Raw genomic sequence first — 24,929 nt, 5'->3', positions numbered from 1 at the left:
GTGGAATTAGCATAGCGATTCCTCTGTTCTATTAACTTAGTCTCACCCTCCTCGTTAGGCGCTTAGGAATTGCTGCTGATAAAGCCGATCTGAAGCACTACTCGCTCGCTCCTTGGAGGGAGCGTATGACATCAACAAACCGCTGTCGATCCCTCTAGAGTTATTTAGTGATCACGCTATGCATTGTCGCTTCATGTCTTGACATCCGACATGAATAAAGTTAAGCCCCTCCGTGGATGCCGAGCCGTCATAAGTTTTGGGACTATCGGCGCCACGGGATGATGCAGGTCAGGTGAGGACCGGCGAAGAGGGCTCAGCCGATGCCTGGGTGCTTTTTCAGCCGGCGCATGCCGCGGTGCATGGCCACGGCGAGTTCGTGTTCATCGGTCATCGCCTCGAGGGCGATCCGGGCTTGATGTTCTGGTTGACCCACTCACCGAGGTTGGGATCCGGCGCGTAGCCGGACAGCAAGAATAGGCGCAGCCGGCCATGCGTGTGGCGAAGTCACCAACCGCGCGGGTGGTATGGATTGAGGAGCCGTCGACGATCAGGAAGACCGGACCGGTGACGGCGAGCAGCAACTACGCGCAGAAGGCGAGGAACGCCCAGCGGCCCGTCACCACATGGCTCGGCCGGCAGCGCAGCACGCTTTCCCCTTATGCAGATCCTATGGTTCCGGGCTTCGCGGGCTCGAGTTGAGGACCCTGGGGTGTCATCTGTGACGTTTATCACAGTCCGGGCAAAGAAAGGCGTGGAGCATGATCTCGATATATTGCAAGTACATTTCAAATATTTTTCCCTCCCTGATATGTGACCTCCCCACATGCATATATGTGCTCTAACCACATACCTGAGGATTTTCATCTTGATGGCCTGGTACGGCTGACGACCGCAGGCCAGCGGCGAATGGTGCCCCCAGCCTTCCGGCTTGCCCTAGCTTCGCGGCTTAGTCCTTGGCCTCTATGGCAGGGAATCTTGCTGGGGCGAGCCACAATTGGGGCCGCTGCCCCTGGCGAAGTGTGGTACTTGTCCTTCCGCGAAGGCCATCTCTACTCCCCGACCACTCGGGGAGTCAGCGGCCCGGCCGGGACGAACTCCCGAGGCCGGGCCCAGCTCAGCAGCATGAGCAGCGCAGCGCCGAGCAGGACACCGGCCGCGAAACCGGCCCGCCACCAGATCCCCGACTCCATGACGCCGCAAGGTGGCGGGCCGCGGAGCTTACGTCATCTCTGCCGGGACATCCCCCACCTCCCGGACCACCTGCGTCCACACCCGCAAAGCGGTAAGGACGCTTACCGGATCGCTGGTGTCCAACACGATCGGCGTCTGATGCGGCACGGGCACGGTGCGGCCCTGCCGCCCCGACAGGAGCGTCACCGCGATTGGGGAGCCGGACACCACCCCCGTCGTCGCGGCCGCCTCCGGCCGGGCCCGGCCGACCGTAACCGCGTACGCCACCCCGTCGATGTAGCCGTGAACCTCAAACACCGCGGCCCCCCTCCTCGTCGTAGGACACGCCGCCGGGCTCGGCCGGCTTCACCGACCGGTATCCGGCGATGAACGCCCGCGACAACAGCCCGCCCTGCTCCCTCCATGGGTTCCGCTCGATGGGCCCGTTGCCCTTGGCGATCGCCCGCCCCAGCAGGCGGGCGGCGCGTAACCGCACCGCCGCCACCGGCTCGTGGTCGTGTTTCATCGGACCCTTCTCCTATCGGGTGAAGCGGCGGCCCTCACGCGACCGCCTCGCCGCTCGAACATCACGATCCCGGCCGAGAACGTCCGCGACGTACTCGGTGTAGTTGCGCCACCCGTTCGCGCGGAACCAGTTGTACAGCTCATCACTGGCGTAGGCGTTGACGCGTCTCCAGTCGCCGCTGAACAGGCTCTTGGGGTCCACGCCGGCGGCGCGGCCCCGAGCGTTCACCATGTAGCCGTTGGTGGCGGCCTCGGCCTGCCAGAACTGCGTCTCGACCCATTCGTCGTACTGGCGACGCACTCGCCGCTCCACCGACTCGCCCGCCAGCCGGTCATCGACGGCTTCGCGTCTGCGGTCGGCTTCTATCTGCTCCACGGTGACGCCGTGGACCTGCGCCCATGCCTCCTCATAGTCCAGCTCCCCAGATGCGACCAGCTCGTCGATCCGGGCGTTGCGCTCCCGGTCGGACTGCTCCTCGGCGTCGAACCGGTCGAGCGCTTCGGAGATCCGCGCGGCGCTGTAGTTGTCATCCAGTGACCCGAGCAGGTCCGCCAGGTCCTCCGGCGTCAACGCCTCCAGGTCCACCCCTTCCAGCGGGTCATTGTCCAGGCGGCGGCCCCGAAGCTGCGCCATGATCCGCTCGTAGGCGGGGCTGTTCCATTCGACCCGCCCCAGCAGCGCCTGGAGCTCATCGACGGACAGCTCATCGAGGTCCACCCCGTCCAGCGGGTCCTTGCCCGGCCCGCCCAAGCCGGTGCCGAGCATGGCCAGCACGCCCAGCAGCCATGCCCGCATGTCGTCGTCGAGGTAGTTCGAGCCCGCCATGAGCGACTCCATGCCGGTCGTGAAGATCTCCCCGTTGCCGGCCTCGTAGACGCGGCCGCTGTAGGCGGCCGGGAACCCGCCGTCGTAGCCGACTTCCCTGAAGTTCGCGCCGACCTGCTTCAGCTCCGGCCGCTCACGGTGGCCGACGCTGCCGGTGGAGGTGCGCTCCCACAGGAACGCCCGCTCCGCCTCCTTCAGGCCGGGCAGCCGGTGCTGGAAGGCGTGCCCCAGCTCATGCACACCCTGCCGGAACTGCTCGTCAACGTTGACGTCCGGCATGACGACGGTGTGCGCGGAGTTGCTGTAGCCCGCGCGGCCCGACCCGCCCATGAGGTTCGGCTGAGCGATCGCCAACCGCACCGGGCCGTGATCGTCGAGCATCGCCACCCAGTCAGCCGGGTAGACGTCCTCAACGCGCCGCATGGCCTGCACCGGCTTGTGGTTCTCCTTGCGGGCCTGCCCGCTCTTGGTGAGGTACGTCAGGCGGGCCCCACCGAACGGCCGCACCTCGCCCAGCACCGTCAGCGCCGCCTCACGCCGCAGCTCACCCACCCGGGCCTTCGCCGCCTCGTGGGCCTTGCGCGCCTTGGCGACGTCCTTCTCCGCCCGCTCGAATGCCTTCTGCGTCGCCGTGCTCACCGCCGACAGGGTGTTGGTGCGGGCCTCCTGCAGAGCCGCAGCCTCAGCCTCAGCCCGCACCCGCTCCGCCTCCTGCATCGCCACCTGCGCCTTGTCGGCGGCGGCGACGGCGTCGCGGTAGGCCGGCGTGTCCAGCCGCGCGGACAGCTCCCGATCCACCTCGGCGCCCGCGGCCTTGATGACCTCCAGGTGCCGCATCGCGTGCTCGCCCGGCCCGTCGTCGTCGGCGACGTCGGGCACGGTCGCGGTGATCTTCTCCGTCTCCGGGTCGTAGGCGTCTTCCAGCGCCGACAGATCCAGCGGCTTGTAGACGGTCCGCGTCACCTGCCGGTGCCCGAGCTCCGCCAGGTTCGCCGGCAGCGCCTTGCGGTAGACCGCCAGCCGCTCCGCCAGCCCTTCACCGGTGGGGGAGGGGATGGCTTCCGGGGCCGGATCGTCCTGTTCGACCAGGCCGGCCACGTGCAGGCGGTAGGCGAGGCCGTAGTCGACCGCCAGCGGCGGGTCGGTGCGGAACTGCTCCAGCATCCGCTTGAGCGCCTGGTCGTGTGTCTCCCCAGGCAGCGGGTCCACCTCCAGGATCGACTGGACGAGGTTTTCCGCGGCGCGTTCCCGGATCTGCGCCACCAGCGGCGCAAGCTGCTCCGCCAGCAGGGCGGCATGCTGCTCATCCCCACCCGCGAGAGCGCGGGCGGCCTGCATCGCCGGCGCCTGGTCATCGAGGCGCTTCCATGCCTTCTCCACCAGGTCCGGGGCGCGCAGCCACGCCCGGTCCCCGGTGTCCGGCGGGGCGACGCGGCGCATGCTCAGCTCGTTGGTGATCGCCGCCGACGCGCTGCGGTACAGGTCCAGCTCCGCCTCGCCGAGGGCCTGGCGCACCGCGCGGACGCGTTCCTTCTGCCGCCGCTTGGCCTGGTAACGGGCCTGGAACAGGTGCTCGTTGTCGCGTCCTTCGGCGTGGCGGGTGACCTGCAACGTGTCGTCACCGTCGAGCATCGCGACGGTCACCAGCAGATCGGAGTAGTTGCGCACCACCGCGGTGGTGCCGATCCGCTTGCCCTGCTGGTCGGTCAGCGGCGCGATCTCCTCCACGGTGCCTGTCACGCCGCCGTGCGCCTCGTCGACGCTGATCCGGTCGCCGAGCTTGACCTGCTTCGGCGTGACGGGCCTGCCGGTGGTGTCGTCGACCACGTTGTTCCACACCTGCCCGGCCGACAGCTCGCCGCGGCCGACGCGCAGCACCGAGGGGAAGCCCCGCGAGGTCAGGGTGAGGGTTTGGCCGTCGTCGGTGGTGGCCGTCCACTCCTCCACCGCCGCCAGCGGCGGCGACGTCTTGCGCAGCGCGGTGATCGTCCGGTCGGTGCCGCCGACGTGGATGGTGTCGCCCGGCTCCAGGGCTCCCGGCACGATGTGCTCGCGGCGCCGCTGCACCGGCGGCTCAACCGGTGCATCCTCCGGCAGGTCCGGCATCAGGTAGACATCCACTCCCGCGGCGAGGATCCGCTGCTCGCGGCGGCCGTCGCCGTGCTCGACCGTGACCTGCACGAACGGCAGCCGCGGCGTGGGCTTGGCGTCCACGACACGCACCGCCCGCGCCTGACCGCCGGCCTGGTCGGGAATGACCACCACATCACCGGCGGTCAGGTTCTCCGGGTATGCCTTCTCCACCCGGTCGCGGTGCGGCTCGTGCGGCGGCGTCGGGTACCCGGCCAACCTCGCGTAGGAGGCATCCACCCAGGAGGCGGCGCGCTCCAGGGCACGCCGCTGCACGGCGGGCAGGTCCTCCCCGGCGAGGCCGCGCAGGTGCTCGCCCAGGGCGCGCATCTGCTCCGCCGACACCGGCTGGGAGGCGCGCAGCCGGGCGGCCGCCTCCCGCGCCTCCGCTGACGCGGTTTCGTCGTCCTCGATGGCCAGGCCGAGCACCCGCTTACGGATGTCGGAGCGCAGCCGTACCCGGGTGGCGGGGGTGCCGTCCTCCAACGCGGTGATCGTCGAGCGCGGCTTACGCTCACGCGGCGGCCGCGGGGCGCGCGGCCGCTTCATCCGCAGGTTCCGGCCCCGCGTCACCGCCTCACCGGCGTCGGCCTCCACCAGGGACGGCCCGGCCGGGCCGAGAACGTCGAAGATGATGCGGTCGCCGTCACGTTCGACACCGACGACCTTCACGGCGGTGCCGTCGTCGTCGACCAGCCACTCGCCGGCCACAATCTCCCCGGCGGTGGCGGGCCCGACTTCCGCCGGCTTGCGGCCGCCCCGGCGCTTGACGACGGTCTCGCCGTCCTTACGCGCCCGGATGGTCCGCCGGTCCTCGCTGTCGCGTTCGGTGGTGAACGTCAGGTCACCGGCCCGGGTGACCTCCTCCACCGTGACGGTCTCCTCCCCGGACGGGGAATCGACCCGGTCCCCGGGCGCGACGGTCTCGACCGGCGCGTCCTCGGGGATGCCGTCCTCGGCGTGGCGGGCCGCTTCCCGCTTGGCCTCCTCCCATTCGGCGGCGCGGCGCCGAGCATCACCCGACCGGCCACCGGCCTGGGTGAGCTTGACCATGAGGTTCGTCCGCATCGTGTCGAGCTGCGCTTCGCGCGTCCAGTGCGTCGCGCTCTCCTTCGCGGCCGCCAGTCCGGCGTCCGCGCGCAGCCACGCGTCCTCCAGGTCCTGCACGGGCGCGTCGCCGGCCATGACGGCGTCGGCGAGGTCGTCGAAGCGGGTGACGGCGTCGAGGAGTTCGGGGCCTCCTTCCTCCTCCAGGATGGTGCGGCGCTGCTGCGCCGCTTCGTCCTGGTTGGTTCGCCGCGCCTGCTCGCCCTCCTGGCGCAGCCTGGCGGCCTCTTCTTGGGAGGTGGCGGCATCGGCCGTGCCGAGCCGTTCCACGGTGTCTGTGAGGCGTACAGGGCCGGGCTCGGTGATGTGGCGGCCGGGCCGGTCACCCTCGTACTCCACGACGTCGTCCAGCCGTACGGGCTCACCCGGTCGGTAGGTGCCGGGGATGGTGCCCTCCCAGACGCGGCCGTCGCGCTGCGTCAGGTAGGAGCCGCCGACCCGGGTCCGGACGCGGCGGACGTCGCCGCTGGTGCGGACGAGTCGGATGCGGTCCCCGGGCGCAAGGTCCTCCGGTTCGACCGCTTCGGTGGGCCGCTCAACCTCCTCCGCGGCCGCGGCCGCAGGGGTGCCGGGAGTGTCCGCCTCCCCGGGAGCGTTCGCAGCGCTCGGAGCGTCGCCCGCACCAGGGGCGTCGGGAGCGTCGGGGGTGGTGTTTCCCCTCTCCTCCTGCTGCTTGTCACGGATGATGCCGCGGATCCTGTCCCAGTTGTCAGTCCGGGGAGAAAGCCGCTCCGCCTGGTCGATCAGGCGCAGCGCCCCCTCGTAGTCGCCCGCCTTGAATCGGCCGCTGGCCTGGCTGCGTATCGCCACGGCCTGCTCGCGCGCGTGCTCTTCCCGCTCGCGCCGCTGCCGCTTGAGCTGCTCACGCGCGGCACCCGACCGTGTCAGCGCCTCCGGGTGCGCGGCGAGGTAGTCCTCGATCCACTGCTGCACCTCCGGGTCGGAGTCGCCGGGGTGATCGGCGGTGCCGCTCTGCTGGGCGAACAGCTCAGCGACGTAGCGGCTCGGGGAGCCGGTCCAGGTGTAGGCGCCAGCCTCCTCCTCGATCAGCGCCGTCAGCAGGTCCCGGTCGGTTTCCTTCACTCCGGCCGGCAGAGGCGGCCCATCCGCGCCCGCGCCCGCGTCGGCCTCGGGTACGTCGGGTGCGTCGGCGCTGGGGGTGTCTTCGGGGTCGGAAAGGTCCGGCACAGCGAACCCGTCCTCATCGGTGCGGACGGTCGGCGTCGGATCATCCAGAACCGGCGTGATGTCGAGGTCCGGCTCCGCCGCCGGGTCCGGCACCACCTGCTGCCGCGCCACGTCGAGGCTCGCCTTGAGCACGACGAGCTCCGCCTGAGCCGTCTGGTACGTCTCCGACCGCTCCGTCTCCGGCTTCTTCGCCTCGTCCTTCAGCTCGTCCAGGACGGCCTGCGTCTTGAGGATGTCGTCGAGCAGCTTGGCGCGGGCCTGCGCGTCCCGCAGCTGCGCCTCGTGCGAGAACGGCCGGCCGATCATCGCCTGGGCGTTGGCCTGCTGCTCGGTCTTGGTCCGGATCGAAGCCTCAGCGCCGTCGATGAGGGAGTCCAGCCCTTCCAGGCGCCGCTCCAGGCTGGCCAGCATGCCGCGCTCGGACCCCTCGGTGATCTCGCTGGAGATGTAGGACTGCGAGCCGCCCGGCCAGTCGAACCCGACCTGCACGCCGCGGAACCAACTGTCGCCGCGGCGAACCCGGGTCCGGGTGGCGTAGACCGGGTGACCGCCCAGGGTGCCGACCTGGACGCGGTCGCCGTCCCGGTACGGGCCGTCCCGCATCTCCGTGACGGCCTTCAGGATCGGCGCGTAGGCGTCCGTCCGCTTGCTGATGGGCTCGTCCTGGCCCTCGAACCGCATCTCGAACAGGTCGCCGCGGGTGTCGGTACGGGCGGCGATGGCCTCGCGCCACTCGTCGATGTTCTCGCGGTGGATCTGGATCTCGCGGCCGAGCCGCTCCACCTTGGACGCCAGCCCGGCCTGAGTGCGGCCGTGGGCGCGCTGCAACCTCTCCAGCCGCTGGGCGTCGGCGTCGGCCTTCGCCTTGTCGAGCAGGTAGGGGTTGCCGGCGGCGAGCGCCTTGACCTCGGCGGCCGACAGCGCGGAGTCGCCGATGTCCTCCATCTCGCGCGAGTCGAGGTTGCCCTTCTGCATCTGGGCGATGAACCGCGCCTTACGCTCGATCGTCTGCCACGAATAGCCGTCGAACGTGCCCTCGGTGACGTAGCGCAGCACGCGCACCTCACCGAACGGGGCGTTCGGGTCCTTGCTGCGGAACAGGTCGTGGTCGTAGACGCCTTCGGCGTTGATCCCCCGGTTGAGGTTGCCCTGACGCTCCACGCGGCCCTCACGCTGGGCCAGGTCCGCCGGCCGCCACGGCACGTCCATGTGGTGCAGCGCGACCGCGCGGGCCTGGACGTTCGTGCCGGTGCCCATCTTCTCCGTGGACCCGAGCAGCACGGCGATCTTGCCGTTGCGGGCGTCATCGAACAGCTTCGCCTTCTGCGCGTCCGTCGATGCCTCGTGGATGTAGCGGATCATGTTCTCGGGGATGCCGCGCGCGACGAGCTGGGCCTTCATCTCGTCATAAGCCGCCCAATCGGACTGGTCGCCGTCGCCGACGATCGCCGGGGCGTCCTCGTCCGGCGCCGCCGCGGCGGCCTTCTTCTTGGACGACTTCGCCTTGGGCGTGCCCTGGTCCATGAACACGATCTGCAGCGCGCCCGGCGTCGGGTGCGGCGTCGGGTCGTCCTTACTGGCCGGGTAGACGCGGTCCTTGGTTTCGGCGTAGATCTCGGCGATCTGGTCGGCGGCGGCGCCGATCTTCCGGCCCTCCCCGCCGGCGTTCGGGTCGATCAGCCGCATGTCCAGCGCGGCCCGCTTGCCGTCGCCGCTGATCTTGAGCATGTTGTCCTCGATCACGCGAGGCGCGTTCGGGTCCCGGTCGGCCGGGTCCTCCGGCGGGTCCGGGATCTCCCCGTAGATCTCCTCGTACTGCGCTCGGGGCATGCCCTTGATGCCGCGCACGGGGTCGTTGACCCACTCCCACGGCCGCTTCGCGCGGACGGCCTCGGCGCGCACGCCCAGCTCCTGGATGTACTCCAGTTGGGCGTCATCGGCGGGGATGACCTTGGTTTCGCCGCGCTTGCCGTTGGCGTCCTTGCGGACGGGCGGCGTCGGCAGGTGCAGGTCCGCGGCCGTCTTCACGTCCGCGCTGACGCGGTACATGCGCAGCAGTTCGGGGACGTTCTGGAACTTGGAGAAGCGGGCCTTCATTCGGAAGCCGTTGCCGTCCGGGTTCATCTCGACGTCGGTGACGACGTTGCCGAACGTCGCCGCCCATGTGTCGAAGTCCTCGATGCCCGCCTCCTCCAGGAGGTCGGGCCGCAGGTAACGCATCATCGTGTACGCCTCGGTCACCGAGTTGGCGATCGGCGTGCCGGTGGCCAGGGTGACGACGCGGCCGGACTCGGACTTGGACCGCAGGTAGTGCAGCTTCATGTGCAGGTCGCTGGCTCGGGTCGAACCGGCGATGTTCGCGCCCTCGATCCGCGAGGGGGTGCGGAGGTTCTTGAACATGTGGGCTTCGTCCACCATCAGGTAGTCGATGCCGGTGTGCTCCCAGTAGATGTTGCCCTCGTCGCGGCGGGCGTCGAGCTTGGCCTTCAGCCGCTCCTCCGCACGCATGAGCTGCTTTTCGAGCTGCTTGAACGCGCGGGAGTCCTCGCCCGCCTCCTTGGCCCGCTCCATCTGGGCGCGGAGCTGCGCGAGCTCCTCCTCCATGTAGGCCTTCTGAGACTCGGCCGTCATGTCGATCTTCTCGAACGCCTTCTGCGTCAAGATGACGCAGTCCCAGTCCCCGGTGGCGGCGCGGGCGACGAACCGGCGCCGCTTGTCCTTCTCCAGGTCCTTCGTCCCGGCGGCCAGGATCTTCGCGTTCGGGTAGCACTCCAGGAACTCGCGCGTGAACTGCTCCAACATGTGGTTCGGCACCACGATCGCGGGCTTCTTCGCCATGCCGGTGCGGCGCAGCTCCATCGCACCCATGACCATCTCGGCCGTCTTGCCCGCGCCGACTTCGTGCGCGAGCAGCACGGCCGGTTCGTTGAGGATGCGGGTGACCGCGCTGTTCTGGTGGTCGCGCGGCGTCCACCCATCGGCCAGGCCGGGCAGCGCGGGCTTGACGCCGTCGTAGGACCGCAGCACGTAGGAGTTGAACCGGTCGTTGTACTCGCGGGTCAGCCGCTCGGCGCGGGCCTCGTCCTCCCAGATCCACTCGGAGAACCGGTCGGCCATCTCCTGCGCCTTCTGCTGCGCGGCGATGGTCGCCTCAGGGTCGGGGTATGACTTCTTCCCGCCGCCCGCGAGCTTGACGGTGCTGGTGACGCGGATCGTCTGCTGCTTGAGCAGCGCCTCGGCGATGGCGGCGGCCGGCCGCTGCTCGGTGCCCCACTCCACGCTGGCGGCGTCGGACTCCTTACCCGGGCCCTCGACCACCCAGGTGGAGCCGCCCGGGTGGACCACCGTGTGGCCGGGGGTGACGATCTCGTTTAGGAACTGCTCGATGATCGACGCGGGAATCCAGGAGGCGCCCATCTTGGCGTCGATCTCGCCGGAGGTGAGATCCCGGGGAACGACCGCCTCCAGGGCGGCGACGTTCCGCGCGAACCTGGGGTCTTCCTCGGCCGCGGTGCGGGCCGCGGCGAGCTTCTTGCGGACGTTGCCCGACAGGTATTCAGCCGCCGACACCAGCCGCGTCGACGTGAGCACGCCGGCGCTGGGCAGGTCCCGGTCGGTCGCGGGCACCTCGTACACGCGGTCGCCGAGTTGCCTGCGTGCCTCGTCCTCATCGACGCCGAGCAGGTCGGCGATCTGGGCGAGGTCGACCAGGCCGCCGGTGCGGTCCATGACGATCGCGAGCGCGTCCGCCGGGTCGTCAACGCGGGTGACGGTGGAGCGGGCCGCGGTGACGCGCTTGTGCAGGATCTCGGCCTGGCGGGTCCGCTTGGTGTCGGGGTCGTAGTCGTCCAGGGCGAACACGATCGCCATGGCCGGGTCGTCCCAGGCGTGGCCGACCGCCGTGGGCAGCATGTCGTCGTCGCCGGCCTTGCGGCCCTCGGCGTCGGCGGCGGCCTTGGCCTCGGCGGGGGTGAACCGCTTGTTGGCGCGCTTGGAGACCGCGCCCCACCGGCCGGTGTACTCCCGGTAGCGGCGGTTCAGCTCGGCCCGCAGCTCAGCCAGGTACGGGGTGTCGTCGCTGGTGGACGCCTCCTCTTCCAGGAGGGTCCGGGCGGCGTCGCGCAGGCCGACCAGGGCGGCGAGTTGGTCGCGGTGGTCCGGGTGGACCTCCAGCGGGTACGCGCGCCCGTTGAGGACCTGCGTGAAGCTGCCATCCGGGTGGATGGCGAGCGCGCCGTCATGCCGCTGCCGTCCGGCGGCGATCACGATCCGGTCGCCGAGCCCGTCCTCGGACGGGGTGTAGGTCTGGCCGGTCTCCTCGGCGGACGCGACGACCCGGTCGAGCGCGGCCGCGAGCGCCGGGCCGGCGTCCCGGTCACCCTTCACCGTCAGGTCGTGGTCGGTGAACTGGCCGCGCCCGGTCGTCATCTCACCGAGAACCTGCTTGGGGTGGTTGATGAAGTATTGGTTGATCGGGTGCTGGGAGCCGTTGACTTCCGTCAGCGGGGCATCAACCCACCCCATGTCGCCGGGCTCCTCGCCCTCCGCGCGCTTGCGGAAGACGAGCACGTCGGTCACGACGTCGGTGCCGGCGGCGGCGCGATGCGCCCCCTCGGGCAGCCGCACCGCGCCGACCAGGTCACCCATCTTGGCCATCTCGCGGCGGGCCCGCGAGTCTTCGGAGTCCATCGTGTACCGCGAGGTGACGACGGCGACCAGGCCGCCCGGCTTGGCCAGGGCCAGGGACTTGATGATGAAGTGGTTGTGGATCGAGTGCTGGCCCTTGTTGTGGGTCCGGTCGTGCAGCGGGTAGTCGCCGAACGGCACGTTGCCGACGACAGCGTCGAAGCTGTCGTCGGGGATGCGGGTGTCGGCGAACGACTCGTTGCGGATCTCGGCGTCCGGGTACAGCGCTTGGGAGATCGCCGCGGTGGTCGATTCGAGCTCGACGCCGGTCATGTGCGCCCGCTCGGGCGCCATGCCGATGAACGTGCCCGACCCGCTCCCGGGTTCGAGGACGTTGCCGCCGTTGAAGCCCAGCTTCTGCACGGCGTCCCAGATGGCGCCCACCAGCGATGCGTCGGTGTAGTGGGCGTTGAGGGTGTTGCGCTTGGCTTCGTTCCACTCCCGATCCGACAGCATGGACCGGAGTTCGTCCCGCTCGGAGGCGAAGGACTCCCACCGCTTCAGGCGGCGGGCGAACGCCTGCTCATCCACCTGTCCGGAGTCGTCGCGGAACTGGGCGCGGGTGGGCTTGGACTCGAACACCACCGGCAGGGAGCCCCACCCGGACCAGCGGGCCAGGACCTTCTTCTCTTCGTCGGGGGCGGGCCGGTTCTCGGCCTGGAGGGTGCGCAGAGTGCGGACGGCGGCGATGTTGGCCCGCGCCTTGGCCTTCTCCCCGGACGGGGCGAGGTCAGCCTGCGACGCGGGCCGGAACCGGCCGCCGGCGTCGGCTACGCCTCCGGAAGCTCCTCGTCCTCCCGGCCGGGTTCGGGCGTCAGGAACACCTCTTCGGCCATCACTTTCTCGCGGGCCTGCCGCCTCGCGGCCTCCAGCCGCGCGGTCTTCTCCAGGAACGTCTCTCCGGCCGGCGGCTTCTCGGCCAGGTCCTCGGCCAGGTCCGCGATCTGCGCGCTCACCCGCTCGCCCAGCTTCCGGAAGAACGTCTCCGGGTCGTCCAGTTCCGCGTACGCCTGTGGCTTGTACGTCTTCCAGTGCCTCATCGCGGTCGCGCCGTACTGGTTCATCGTTCCCTCTCTCCTCGTCCGGCGCGGGCCCGGTCTTGGGGGCGCCAATTGTAGAACGCAGAGTAGCATGATCATCACGATTCGTGTCAATTTGTGGTGTGGTATCCCGCTTCCGCGGCTCTGCCCCCGGCACCCGGCGACGCGTCACCTGCGACGACACACTGAACGACAGCGCGTGACGCGTCCCGTCCGCACCCAGCGCATCCACCAGCAGCGAATCACCGCGCGGCAACAGAATCCGCGCCACGATGGCGGGCCCGTCCCCGGTGTCCACCACGTCACCAGGCATCAGGTCCCCGGCCGCGACGCGGTCGCCCGGCGCGTTCGCGGCCGCGGCCAGCCGCTCGGCCTGCTGCTCCTGCCACACATCGGCCACATCGGAGGGGAAACCCTGCCGGACGGTCCTGCCCATGGGCAGGGTGAGGTCTTCCTCACGGCCGTCCAGGTGGCGGATCCGCGCCGTAACCTCCTGCGGAGTCATCACCACGCCCATCACCTGGGCGGGCTTGGTCTGACCGTCCGGGACGATCCACACACCAGAGATCAGGCCCAGCATCTCCAGGTCACGTACGGGCACCTCCGGCCGGTCGCCAACGACGACCTGCATCTCCGGCTGGCTTTCCGACCGCTCCACAGTGCGGTCCTGACCGTCGCGGTCCCGGCCGTGGAACAGCCACCCGCCGCCACGGCGACGTTCAACCCGGTCCACGGTGATCAGCCGTTTCACGCCGCCGGACTCGTCGATGATCACATCGCCCTGCCGCACCACATGCTGCGGGCGAGTCGGGTACGGCCGGTCAGCGTCGTCGACGGCTTCCAGCAGCGCAGCGACCGCAGCCTCCCGGGACGGATAAACCCTCTGCTCCGTACCGTGGTCCGGCGTCGACCATCTCCACCCACGCTGAGGGTTCGGCGAGTACCGGGTCGGCCTGGGCTTGTGCTCCCACACATCACCCAGCGGCTTGTCCCCATGCGCAGGGTCACCCGGCCGGCGGACCTCGATGACGTCGCGTGCCTGCCCGGCGCCGCCGTCGATCCGTCGGCGGCTGGCGTCGGTCATCGGGACCTGCCGCTTGGCGGGGGTGAACGTTAGACCGCCCTCGCCCTGGCTGCCGTCTCCGGAGTCGTGTTGCGCGTCGTCCTGCACCCGCTCCTGCGCCCGGGGGGCGGGGGGTGCGGTGGGTGCTGCCCGCTGCTCCTGCTCGACGTCCTGCGTCCGGCCCGGCACCGGCCGCTGCTCGTCCTCACCGCCGCGGCCGCCAACGTCCGGCGTAGCGTCGCCGTGGCTGCTGTTGTGCTCTTGCTGCCACCGCTCGTGCGCGGCGGCCGCCGCGCCGTTGATCCGCCGCCGCTCGTTGTCGGCATCGCGCCGGTACGACGAGCTGGGGTTGACGTTGCGTACGCCCTCATCCGTCGCGGCCGTCAGCTCATCGAGCGCCCGCTGCACCGCGTCGGGGTCGTCACCGGCCAGCGCCGCCTCGAATGCGGCCCCCGCAGCGTTGATCCGGTTGCGTCCGTCATGGTCGAAGGTGTAGCCGGTGACCTGGAAATTCGCCTCAGCGCGGGACTCGTTCAGCACCAGGCGGGTGACGTTGCCGTTGCCGACCCGGGACTCACTCCCGCGCTGCCCGTTGTGGTCGATGTAGTCGATGCGGACCCTGGCGGTGCGGCCCCGCCCGGTCTTCTCCGCTCGCAGCACCACGCCTTCGGTGACGATGCGGCCACTGCGGAACTCCACCCGGTCGCCGCGCTCCAACTGGTCGGCTCGGTAGGTGACCCGCTCAACGCGGTAATCGTCGCCGATGCGCTGCTTGGCGAGCTCGGTCAGCGTCGCATCGTCGGCGTTGCGCAGCATGCGCTTTTCGATGACGGCCCGGTTCTCGGCGAACCGCTTCTTCACCGCGGGCGGCGCGTCCGGCCACGCGGCCACGGCGTCGTCGTACAGCTCCAGGGCGCGGCTGTAGTCGCCGGCGTCGAACGCTTCCTTGGCCTGGCCGTGCAGTTCCTTGGCCCGCTCCTCACCCCCGGCGGCCGCCGCGGCGGTGCCCGGGGCGGGTGCGTCTTCCGGCTGCGCGACCTCGGCGGGCTGCCGCCCCTGCTCGTCCCTGCCCGGGACGGCATCGCGACGGCCCGCGTCCTGGTCGTCTCGGCCGCGGCCGGGGCGCAGCGCCTCGGGGTCGGAGCGCCGCAGCTCCTCCAGTCCGTCCACGGCCCGCGCCACGGCGCGGTCGATCTCCGTCTTGCCCTCGACGGACTCGTGCCGCCGGTTACCGATGGCGCGCACCTCGCGGATCAGCCGCATCGACGACAGCCCGCCGTCCGCCCACCGGGCGGCGATGTCGTTGAGCTGGCTCAGCTCCATGTCCGGGTCGCGCCGTACGGCGGGCACCTTGTGCAGGTCCGCCGCCAGGTCGCGGAGCGGCTGAGGCACCCCATCGGGGAGGTTCGGCGCCGGACGGTCCGGCGCGTCCATCGCGGCGACCGCCCGGTCCAGAGCCGCCCGGGCCCGCCCGCCTTCCGGCAGCCGGTCACGCAGAGCCTTCACCCGGTCAAGCAGCTCTTGTGAACTGATGCGGCCCGCGACCGCGTCCGTGGCCAGTAGCCCGAGCACGTTGGCCAGCGGTTCACCGTCGACATCCAGGCGGCCGTCATCGCCCATCGCCCGGACGGCCCGACCGATCTGGCCGTCCTCGTGGTAGACGATCCCGCCGGCCTGGGCGGACGCCTCCCCCCACCGGTTCGGCAGCAGCGGCTTGTCCGACCGGCCGCTGATCTTCCCGCCCGTCTGCTCCTGGTCGCGCTCGTGCGCGGTGAACATGTCCTCGGTGCCCGCGGCTTCCCGGCCGACGTCGGAGAACAGGCCACCCTGCGGCGCAGTCTGCACCGACCCACCGCCGCGGCGGGTCTGCTGAGGCGCTTCAGCCTTGCCGGTCTTGTGAACGGCGTGGTCCTCATCCAGCGGCCACTCCAGGCCGTCGCCGTCCAGGCGTCCGCCGCCGCCCGTGCTCTGCCACTGGGCGCCGTCGCGGCGCAGGTGGACCCGGGACCCGCCGAACATGTCGGTCTCGACGCCCTCGACGACACCGCGCACCGTCACCGTCGCGCCGGGCTTGGGCGGGTTCTTCGCTCCGGCCCCGGCGAACCGTTCGACGTTCGCCGCCGTCACCGGGATGTCGAACGTGACCCGGTCATCGCGCTCCAGGTCGCCGGGGACGACAGTCTGCGGTGCGGCCGGCGTCTTGGCGGCGGGCGCAGGCCGCTCGGCCCGCCCGCCCGATCCTCCGCCGCGGATCTCCTGGTAGGCGCGGTCCCGCGCGGCGCGGGTGAACGTCTCGTGGAAACGCTTGTCGTGGGCGAAGAACGCCTGCGCGAGTCCACCGCGCAGGTCCGCCTCCTCGGCGATGTGGTCCTGCAGCGCCTCATCGAAGACGTAGCCGAAGTTCTCGACGTCGTTGTTGGCGGTCGCGGCCTGCCGTACCCGCTTGTCGCCCACGGTGCTTTCGTAGGCGCGTCGCAGGTCCTCCCCGGACGTGTCCGCGCCGAACTGGTCGTTGAGTGTGGCCGCCCACTCATCCCACTCGGCGTCGGGGGTGAGGCCCTGCCAGTCGGCTTCCCGGTCGTCTTCGGCGACGGCGTCGGCGAGCAGGGCCCGCGCGAGCTGGGTCGCCTCGGGCTTGCCGTCGCGGATCGCGGCCGTCAGCTCAGCCATCTTGCCCGTGGGCAGAACGCGGGCGACGGCGTCACGGTCATCGATCTCGACGTCGACCGGTGTGGCGATCTCGTCCACGCCGGCCAGGCGCACCGTCCACCCGCCGTCGTCGGTGGGCTTGACCCAGCGCACCATGCCGACGTGCTGTCGCACGTCCTGGTCGTCGCCCTGGCCAGTGCGGCCGTAGACGATGACGGCTTGGCCGCCCTTGAGGTCCTTGACGGGGGTCCGCCCGTCCGGCGTGCTGGGGGTGAAGTTGCGGCTGCCCGCGGTGGGCGCCTCAGCCTTCAGTGGCTTGGGGTTGTCAGCGGCCTTGCTGGTCGGCTTGCTGCCGTCCGGCCGCTTCTCCACGGTCAGGTAGTTGCGGTGGATCAGCTCGACCCGGTCGGTCGGCCGGCCCTTTTTATCCAGCATGCGGACCTCGATGCGGCCCCCACCGACGTTCTTGATGACCGTGCCGCGGCCGCCGCCCCAGATCCGCACCTCGGCGCCGGTCTCGATGAACCGGCCCTTCCGGTCCCGGGGATGCAGGTCAGCGTTGAACTTGGAAGCGCCGAGCCCGATGCGGCGCGCCTTGACATCCCATGCGTCGAACTCGGACAAAGCCAGCCCCCGTATGCCCCGGTGTGTGCGTTGCGGGGTGCAGGGTGCCGCCTTGCGTCGTTAACGTCTCATCAGCCCGCCCGGCCGGTCACCGCGCCGGGGAGACGGTCCACGACACGCGGCATCGGCAGTTCGCGGTCTCCTCGATGGGGCCGGTGAAATCACCCGGCCACCGCAACTCGGCTTCGCCCACCTGGAACGGCATGCCACCCCTGCGGACCTGCCCGTCCACGGCTTCGTGTGAGGGTCGTACGTCGGCGTCGCGGCGGGTACGCCACAGGGCGGACACCAGCCCGCCCGGGCCGGCCGCGTCCTGGGCGACGACGTACTCCACGGCGTGGGTGAGGCCGGTCGCGGCCTGCACGCCGGCGCGAGCCGCCCACTCCTCCAGCCCAGGCAGTTGGGCGCGCACTTCGGCCACGAGCCTGTCAATGTCATCTCCGGCGGCGTCGCCGGTGGCGATGAGCACGCTGAGCCGGCGGGCCGCGCCGACAATGCCGGCCACGAGCCAGTCCCGGGCTTCGGTGATGGGCCATGAGGCTGCGCTGATGCGGGGCCCGTCCGGGAACCCGGCGACCGTGGCGGCCGTGGCCACCAGGGCGGGGGTGAGGGCCGCGGTTGCTTCCTGCTGCCACTGCTCGACGTCGGCGGCTTTGCCTGAGTCGAGGGGGGCGGAGCCGACGCGGGTGTCGGCCTTGTATTCGGCCTGCCAGTGGCGGGTGTGCTTGCGCAGCTTGGGGGAGGCGACGCGGGCGGCGGTGCGCTGCACGAGGCGCCGGGTGAGGGCCTGTAGGACGGCCTGGAGGTCCGGTTCGATCTGGTCGCGCACGTCCCGCGCGGTTCTGGGGGTGAGCAGCGTCTTCGTCTCCGTGGCGGGTTCTTCGTTGAGAATGTTTTGCAGCATGCCGAACGCCTGCCCGGTCGCGGGATCCGTCTCGTCCAGCGCCGCCGCCTCACCGGCCGCCGCCGCGGCGTCGCCGGCGTCGGGCGCGGCCGCGTCGGCGGGAGCGTCAGAGGCGGGTTCTGGCTCCGCCTCCGCTGGGGGTTGCTCGCCGGGCGCACCGGCCTGCTGATCAGGGGATGCCAACCCCAGCGCTGCGGCGTCCTCCGGCCGCGTCGGGATCGGCGTCCGCCCCATCGCGATGTAGATCGCCCGGGTGTGCGGCAGATCGTACGGCTCGTACTCGGCGATCTGCCGGTACTCATCCGGTGAGATCAGCCCCTCCTTGACTTCCTCCCGCGCCTCCCGGCGGCGTGCCTCCGCCGTACGGCGCAGCACCTCCACCGCCCCGGTGTCGAACTCGCTGCGGACCCCGTCGCCGGCGTCCTCCGCGAACCCGGTCGTGAGGATCCGCAGGTGCGGAGGCATGGTGATCGTCCAGAACGTGAACAGCTCTTGTTCGGCGTTGTCCCACGTCCGGCCACTCGAGTTGCCGAGTACGGTCTCGCCGACGCCGTAGGCGGCCAGGACCTCCTCCTTGGCGCGGGAAGCCATCTCTCCGTACGCCATGTCGCGCGGTGTTGCGCCCAGGTCCACATAGCTGAGCTTGCCGCCGCCGATCACGGTCAGCTTCCCGGCCTCCGCCGGGCCCCGCCCGAACCGCTCCTCCAGCTTCCGCGCGTCCGTTTCGTTCGTGCGGCCTTCCACGCTCAGCACCCCACCGGGGCGGCCGTCGTTGAGGAGGAACGAGTTGTTGTAGATCTTCGCCAGGAAGTCCTGATCCACCGACAGGCCCGCGGCCTGCAACGGGGTGATGCCCATGTACGGGTCGGTCGGGTGGGGTTTGCGGAACCAGCGGACCCGCTCCGCCGGGACCGGCACCCGGGTACCGTCCGGGGTGATCGTCTCGAAATGCGCCAGGAGGTCGCCGTTGAAGCCGGGCACCGGCCGTGTGCGGCCCGGCGGCAGCAGGTCCAGGCGGATCGGCCGGCCCCGCCGGTCGGTGGTGATCTCCACGAACGCGCCCCGCGCCGACAACAGGATTTGCGCCGACAGGCGGTAGCGGAACTGGCGGCCGGTCTCTAACTGGTTGGCCTTGCCGTCGTTCAGCAGCTCCAGCAGCGGGTCGTCCTCGATGAGGTCGCCGCTCTTGTCGTCCCGTAGTACGAAGTCGAGGTTCGCCTGGTGTTCGGCGATGGAGTCGACGGCCTTGAACACCCACACGGTGCGCTCGAACGCCTCAGCGACGGCCCGGTCAACGGTCCACGCGCGCCGCGCCGCGACCGACAGGTGACTCGACCAGTCCGCGACTGCGACCGTGCCGTAGTTGGGCAGCAGCTGTTTGACCTCCATCGCCAAAGCTTCGCCGGGGGAGCGCCGCGGCGTTCCCCCGCCGGACAGGAGGCCGGGCAGGAATCGGCGTGCCATCACCGCACCCCCTTTCGCCGGGTCTAGTTCGACCGGCCGGAGGCGATGAACCCGCCGGCGACCATCAGGTAGATGCCCGCCACGGCGACCGCGGCGGCGGGTGACCACGCGGCAACCGCGGCGACCGTGGCCACCGCGCCGGTGAGAAGCAGGACCAGGCCGGCGACGTCGCGCTGCACCCGCCGCCGGGCCGCGGCCGGATCCAGCGCAGGCTGGTCGCTGCTGATTTCGAGCTCGTTCGGGTCGAAATACACCTGGGGCCCCTCCGTACCGGTCGCCGCCCTGGTAGTGGGGGCGGGCTCCGGGGCACGGTAGGGGCCCAGGGCGTTTACGTCATGCGGCGCTAGTTGAGGCCGTCCAGGCGACTCGCCTGCATCAGGGCGACCGTCTCCCGACCGGCCGGGCGCCGTTTGCTCCGGCGGGCCATGATCTCCGCCGCGGTGGTGCCCGGGGCGGGCCGGGTACGGGCGGCCCGCTCGGCGGGGTTACCGCCCCGCAGGTGCTCACCGTTGGTGGTGTCGGCCAGGCACGGCTCCCACACGCACATGTCGAACCGCTGCCAGCACTTCACGCACAAACGGTCCATCGCCTCGAACACGAGGCCGTTCTCTTCGTATCCAGGGAAGTGCTTGAGGTCTTCGGGGAAGGTGACGTAGGGCTTTTCAGCCAGCCGCCACATCAGGTCAGGGTCGGCCGGCTCCAGGAACAGCGCGACACCCCACGCGTGGCCCGGCGGATAAGGCATATGGCTATCTCTCCCAGCGAAGCGGCACACCGTGCCCGCTCCTGGCGGCCCACTCCGGGGGTCGAGAGCGCCCGGTGAGGTCCCGGGGCGCGTCTCGGAGCGAAAAGCCAGACGCGGAAACTGCATGCGAAGACGAGTGTTGGGAAGCTTGGAGCCCTTCAACGGGGTGAAGGACGGCTCACACCGTAACGATCACTGTCAGCAGCGGTAAAGGCCCTGGCAACTACCGGAGTGACACCCGCCGCGAAACATTGGTCAATAACAATTCCATATACCTGGTGAACCGAAATGCGGGCGCGGGAGTCCTTTTCGCCCGCTTCAGACGATGATGCGCCAAGCGTCCCCCTCCTCCGCGGGCTCGTACACCGCCAGGAGGATCGCCTCACCCCGGTCTGGGGAGGACACGCCCCGTTTCTTCATGTCCGGCTTGGACTCCACGACCGAGTACCCCGAGGAGTTCGTCGCCAACTTCGGCGCCGATAGCTGCGCGGCGGTCATGTCGTCCACCCGCAGCCTCAGCCGGGTCACGCCGTACTCATCCGGCCGGACCAGCGCCCGCCCGGCCAGCCACATCTCATCCCTCTTGCGGTACGGCCGCAGCGTCGCCTCATCCGGCTCCCGGCCCGGCGACTCCGACACCAGCACCGACACGATCTCCGCATCGTGCCTGCCCTCCCGACCCCACGCCGCCAGCAGACCCGCCACACCCCAGCCGAGACCGTTGCCATCGACCTTCACCCGCACCCGCTGCCGCGACCCCAGCGCGGCCGCGACCGCCTCCGCCCGGAGGATCTGCGTCAGCACCATCCCCGCCACGGCGACCGGGTCGGCGTTCTCCGGCCCGCTGGAGGAGTGCTCCACAGTGGCCAGGTCTCCCACGAGGCGGGCGACCACGAGTTCGTCGCCGCCGTCCGCGGCGACGTCGACGCCGAGCCGCACCCACGCGCCGGCCTGGACGACCCAATCGCCATCCTCACTGTCCAGGTTGAGGGCGCGCAGCCTCACCCAGCCGTCGCGCGGCTCCGGCTCCTCGGCATCGACGGCGGCCTGCACCCAGTCGGAGGGGATGACGACGTTCGCCAGGCCCTTCGGGAACAGGGCGTGGATCTTCGCCCGCACGTAGTTGGACTTCGGCCCGTGGACGCGGGTCGTCCGGTCGATCCACGCCGCATCCACCATGTGCTTGGCGGGGGAGTGGCCACCGCCCGGGCACGACTGGCACTCCCCGAAGTCCTCCCCCGTCAGGTTCGGCGTGCTGAACGCCGAGATGGGGATCGTCTTGACCTCGGGGTCGGCGCACAGCTTCTCAAACCAGGTCCCGACTTCATCGGTCGGCGGGTTGCCGATCGCGATCATCTTCGCGCCCTCGCCGACGAGCAGACCGGCCAGGTTGTTGCCGATCGTGTGCGCGATGCCTCCGGCCTCCTCGACCACGAGCAGCAGGTTCGCCGCGTGGATACCCTGCACGGCCGCCTCGTTGTGCGGGGCGGCGGCGATCCCGTACGCCACCACCGTGTCGAGGCCGTTCGCGTCCGGCAGCTTGTACTGCGCCATGTCGATCGTGCCGGGCAGCCGCGCCCTGGTGTGCGCGGCCCGCACCTCCGGCCAAAGCTGGCGGGCGACCTGCCGCCACAGCGGCGCGAGCGTCACCACGGTGTTGGTGCCGACCGGGTACACGAGCGACGCCCACAGGACGAGCTGCCCGCACGAGAACGTGTTGTGTTCCACGAAGAGATCGACCCAGGTGTGATCCACGTCCACCTCGATCGCGACCGTCTGCGTAGGCGGTAGCTCCTCGACGCTCTGAATGCGCTCCCACCGGTATCCGGGCGGGGCGTCTCGGTACTGCCACTGCCAGGTGAACTTACGCCGTCCAGCGACTTCGGCAGCCAGCTGGACCTTTTCGTTCTTCGCCGGCGCGTCGATCAGCTCGGCGAATCGGAGGATCTCCTTGGCTGTGGTGATGACCCATTGCCAGGCGGTGAACGCCTTACCCTGCCAGTCGCCCTTGACGGGACGTACGGTGCCGGGAATGCCGAGCCGCAGCATGAGTCGCTGGAAGTCCCGGATCAGCCCCTCGTTCGAGAGCGTCATCGCGATGTACGCCTCGTTGATCTTCTGCGTCTTGTCCTTTCGCCGACGCTCCGTACGGACGTGCACGTAGCCGTCACAGGAGAACAAGCGGCCGACCACCGTGGCGATGACGCTCGGGTGCATGCGGAACACCTCGGCCGGGACGCGCTTCTCGGTCGCCTTGCAGCCGAAGATGCCCCACTGCCGGGCCAGGGTCAGGACCGGGTTGGTCTTCACGTCGTCGGTGTTCCGTACGACGACCTCGACATGCCGCTGCCCGGGCTTCGGCTTCAGCACCACGGTGCGGGCGCCCAGGGATTCCACGGCCTGGATGAACTCGTCGAGGGCAGGGCCAGGCATTTGGCTGAAGCGAATCCCGTGAGTTGTTCCCCCATCACCCAGGAGATAGCCGAGGACCGCCGCCTCCTCCTGCCGCATCCACCCATCGCCCACCGTGTTCACGACCTCGGGAACCAGCACGAGATCGTGCTCCTGGTCGAGATCGGCCATCGACTTCCATCCGATGTTCTCCGGCACCAAGCCCGTGCTGTAGGTGCCGTCATCGTGCACAGGGCGGCTCTTGCGCACCGCTCTGGCAGCCCAGAGCGGGTGGTGGCCGTTGCGCACGATCGTCCGTCCACTCTCGGATGTGAGCCGGTAGACGGGCTCGATCTGATTCCACTCCGCCCGAGCACGACGCACCGTCTGCGTGCCGTCTTCTTGCCAACCCAGTACATGAAACTCCCGCCGCATCACAAGGTCAGCAGCGGTTACCACAGATCCATCAGCAAGTTGCATGTACTCATCATGTGGCACACACTTCGATGACCCGAAGCAGGACGGGACGGCGACCTGCTTGTGCTCGGTGAGCGCGGTCATGAACTGCCGGGGCACCGACCACACCGCCGCGCCGAGAACCTGCTCGACGAACCCGACCGGATCGTCGGCCCACAGCGCGAACGACGTGCCGGCCGCCCGGTAGGCGGCCGCGTATACCTGCCGCGCCTCGACGTCGCTCAGGTCCTCCAGCACCAGGCGCCGCTCCTCGGCGGGCAGGTCCATCAGCTCAGCGAACATCCGGTTCGCCGTCCGGGACCGCTTGTCACCGGGCGGGTCGATCGCGGTCGGCGCGGTCACCGCCACGGCGGCCGCCCGTCACTGCCTGTCTCGGCCACGACATGTCGGTCGCGTGGGGTGGGCGGGGCGGCGTGGGGCGGGTCCGGCAGGGTGATCACGGCCGGACATGGTGAAGCCCCGGCCGACTAACGTCGAACCGGGGCTCACACGTGGGGGCGGTTTACTGGCGGGGGGCGTAGCCGTGCTGGGCGCCCCAGTCGTCCGCCGCCTGCGGGTTGTAGTAGATGAGCCGGCCGAAGTTCACCGACTCTGGCTCTGTCCCCTTGTCCTTGGCGGTGCGCAGCCGCGCCCTGACGTGCGGGACCGGCATGCCCCACCGGTCGGCGAGCTCCTGCGCCGACAGCCAGTGGAACCGATTGTCCTCCCACCACTGCACGAACGCCGGCACGTCGACCATGACCATGCGGCCGCGGCCGGGGGAGGTCCGCGGTACGGCGATGTCGTTCTTGCGGGCGTACTCGATCCGGTCGAGGATCCGCTTCAAGGGGACGCCGAGCCGGTCGGCCAGGACCGCGATCGGCTCCAGCCCCTCCTCGGTGTCGGCGGCCGCGGTGTCTTCGCTCTGGGCGAGGTACCGGCCGACCAGGACCTCCGACATGCCGACGAGGTCGGCGATCTCCACCTTGGTGAACAGCGGCTCACCTTCCTCGGTGGCGTCGGCCAGCGTGCGGAGCCCGCGGACACGCGCCTCGCTCGCCTCGGTCTCCTGGGCGGCCAGCTTGGCGATCTCCTCCACAGTGTCGGCGACGATGCGGTCGGCCTCTTCCGGCGTCCACTGGGGGAGCGTGGCGGGGGACTTGGGCAGGATCTCGGCCCAGTTGTGGCGGCCGATGCCGGCGGCGCGGAGGGTCGGCTGGACCTTGCGGCCGTGATGGCGGACCAGGACGAGGGTGGCGAGGTTGCGCTTGTGGGCGAGCTTCTTGTGCTGGTCACGGGCGCCGAGGACGGCGGCGTGCGCGGCCTTGACCTCCTGCGCCGTCTTGCGGAGGGGCGCGGTGAGGGTCGGCTGCCGGCGGCTTGCTCGGGTGCTGCTGCTGGTCATGGTGGGGTCCTTAGGTTCCTGGGGCTTATATCCTCCCGCTCGAAATGATCGGGCGGTGTACGCACTCCTGCGCACACCGCCGATTGTAGGGCATGTTTATTTACTTGTGAATTCCCTGATCCTCTTACCGGGCCCGGGCGGGCCCGCCGTGGGGGATCGGCTTCTTGGTCAGCGTGAAGCCCGGCCGGGCCCGCCGCGGTGCGGGGGCCGGGGTGGCGGGCCGCTCATGGATGTAGAGCACGAGCCTGCCGCCCGGGTGGACCTCGCCGAGCTTCATGTGGGGCCCATCCAGGTGCTTGGCGTCGTCGTCCGGCAGCACGCCGGCGTCGACAACGCCGTCCACGACGGCCTTCCAGGAGGGGTAGAGGTTCGCGGGGTCGCGGCGGCGTTGGTCCGGCGGCTCGTACACCGCGGTCATCTCGGCGAACTCCAGGGGCGGGATCTTCGCGGCCCGGGTGAGCCAGCACGCCGTCTCACGGAGGGTCTTCGTCACCTGATGCCGGGCCCTCCAGTGTCCCCGCCCGTTGGCATTGAGCAGCTTCATGCCCGCAGGCAT

General features: G+C 70.3%; 10 protein-coding genes. All 10 read right to left on the bottom strand.

What is annotated here, in order from left to right; translation table 11 throughout:
- Positions 1 to 1,049 precede the first annotated feature (1,049 nt).
- On the bottom strand, positions 1,050 to 1,190 hold the full coding sequence (locus HDA43_RS34090; RefSeq protein ID WP_179829184.1) for a hypothetical protein: 141 nt from the start codon (positions 1,188 to 1,190) through the stop codon (positions 1,050 to 1,052).
- A gap of 28 nt (positions 1,191 to 1,218) precedes the next feature.
- Positions 1,219 to 1,488 (bottom strand): hypothetical protein, encoded by a 270-nt coding sequence (locus tag HDA43_RS34085; RefSeq protein ID WP_179829181.1) that lies wholly within the window; start codon positions 1,486 to 1,488, stop codon positions 1,219 to 1,221.
- A complete protein-coding gene (locus HDA43_RS34080) occupies positions 1,481 to 1,696 on the bottom strand; it encodes a hypothetical protein (RefSeq protein WP_179829179.1) in 216 nt (71 codons plus the stop codon). Before HDA43_RS34080 ends, HDA43_RS34085 begins: the two co-directional genes overlap by 8 nt.
- A gap of 12 nt (positions 1,697 to 1,708) precedes the next feature.
- Entirely contained in the window at positions 1,709 to 17,008 is a 15,300-nt protein-coding gene (locus HDA43_RS34075; RefSeq protein WP_179829177.1) for a helicase-like domain-containing protein, read from the bottom strand.
- Between the two features lie 88 nt (positions 17,009 to 17,096).
- Complete coding sequence (locus tag HDA43_RS34070; protein ID WP_179829176.1) at positions 17,097 to 19,376, bottom strand: phage portal protein; 2,280 nt, start codon at positions 19,374 to 19,376, stop codon at positions 17,097 to 17,099.
- Positions 19,377 to 19,399: 23 nt separating this feature from the next.
- Complete coding sequence (locus tag HDA43_RS34065; protein WP_179829174.1) at positions 19,400 to 19,630, bottom strand: hypothetical protein; 231 nt, start codon at positions 19,628 to 19,630, stop codon at positions 19,400 to 19,402.
- A gap of 89 nt (positions 19,631 to 19,719) precedes the next feature.
- Positions 19,720 to 20,121, bottom strand: a complete 402-nt coding sequence (locus HDA43_RS34060) for a hypothetical protein (protein ID WP_179829171.1) — start codon at positions 20,119 to 20,121, stop codon at positions 19,720 to 19,722.
- A gap of 318 nt (positions 20,122 to 20,439) precedes the next feature.
- On the bottom strand, positions 20,440 to 23,337 hold the full coding sequence (locus HDA43_RS34055) for an LAGLIDADG family homing endonuclease (RefSeq protein ID WP_179829169.1): 2,898 nt from the start codon (positions 23,335 to 23,337) through the stop codon (positions 20,440 to 20,442).
- Between the two features lie 154 nt (positions 23,338 to 23,491).
- Entirely contained in the window at positions 23,492 to 24,373 is an 882-nt protein-coding gene (locus HDA43_RS34050) for a hypothetical protein (protein ID WP_179829167.1), read from the bottom strand.
- Positions 24,374 to 24,497: 124 nt separating this feature from the next.
- A complete protein-coding gene (locus HDA43_RS34045; RefSeq protein ID WP_179829165.1) occupies positions 24,498 to 24,917 on the bottom strand; it encodes a hypothetical protein in 420 nt (139 codons plus the stop codon).
- Between the last annotated feature and the right edge of the window lie 12 nt (positions 24,918 to 24,929).

Source organism: Streptosporangium sandarakinum (genome assembly GCF_013409935.1).
GTDB lineage: Bacteria > Actinomycetota > Actinomycetes > Streptosporangiales > Streptosporangiaceae > Streptosporangium > Streptosporangium nondiastaticum.
This window is presented reverse-complemented; position numbering and strand designations above follow the sequence as displayed.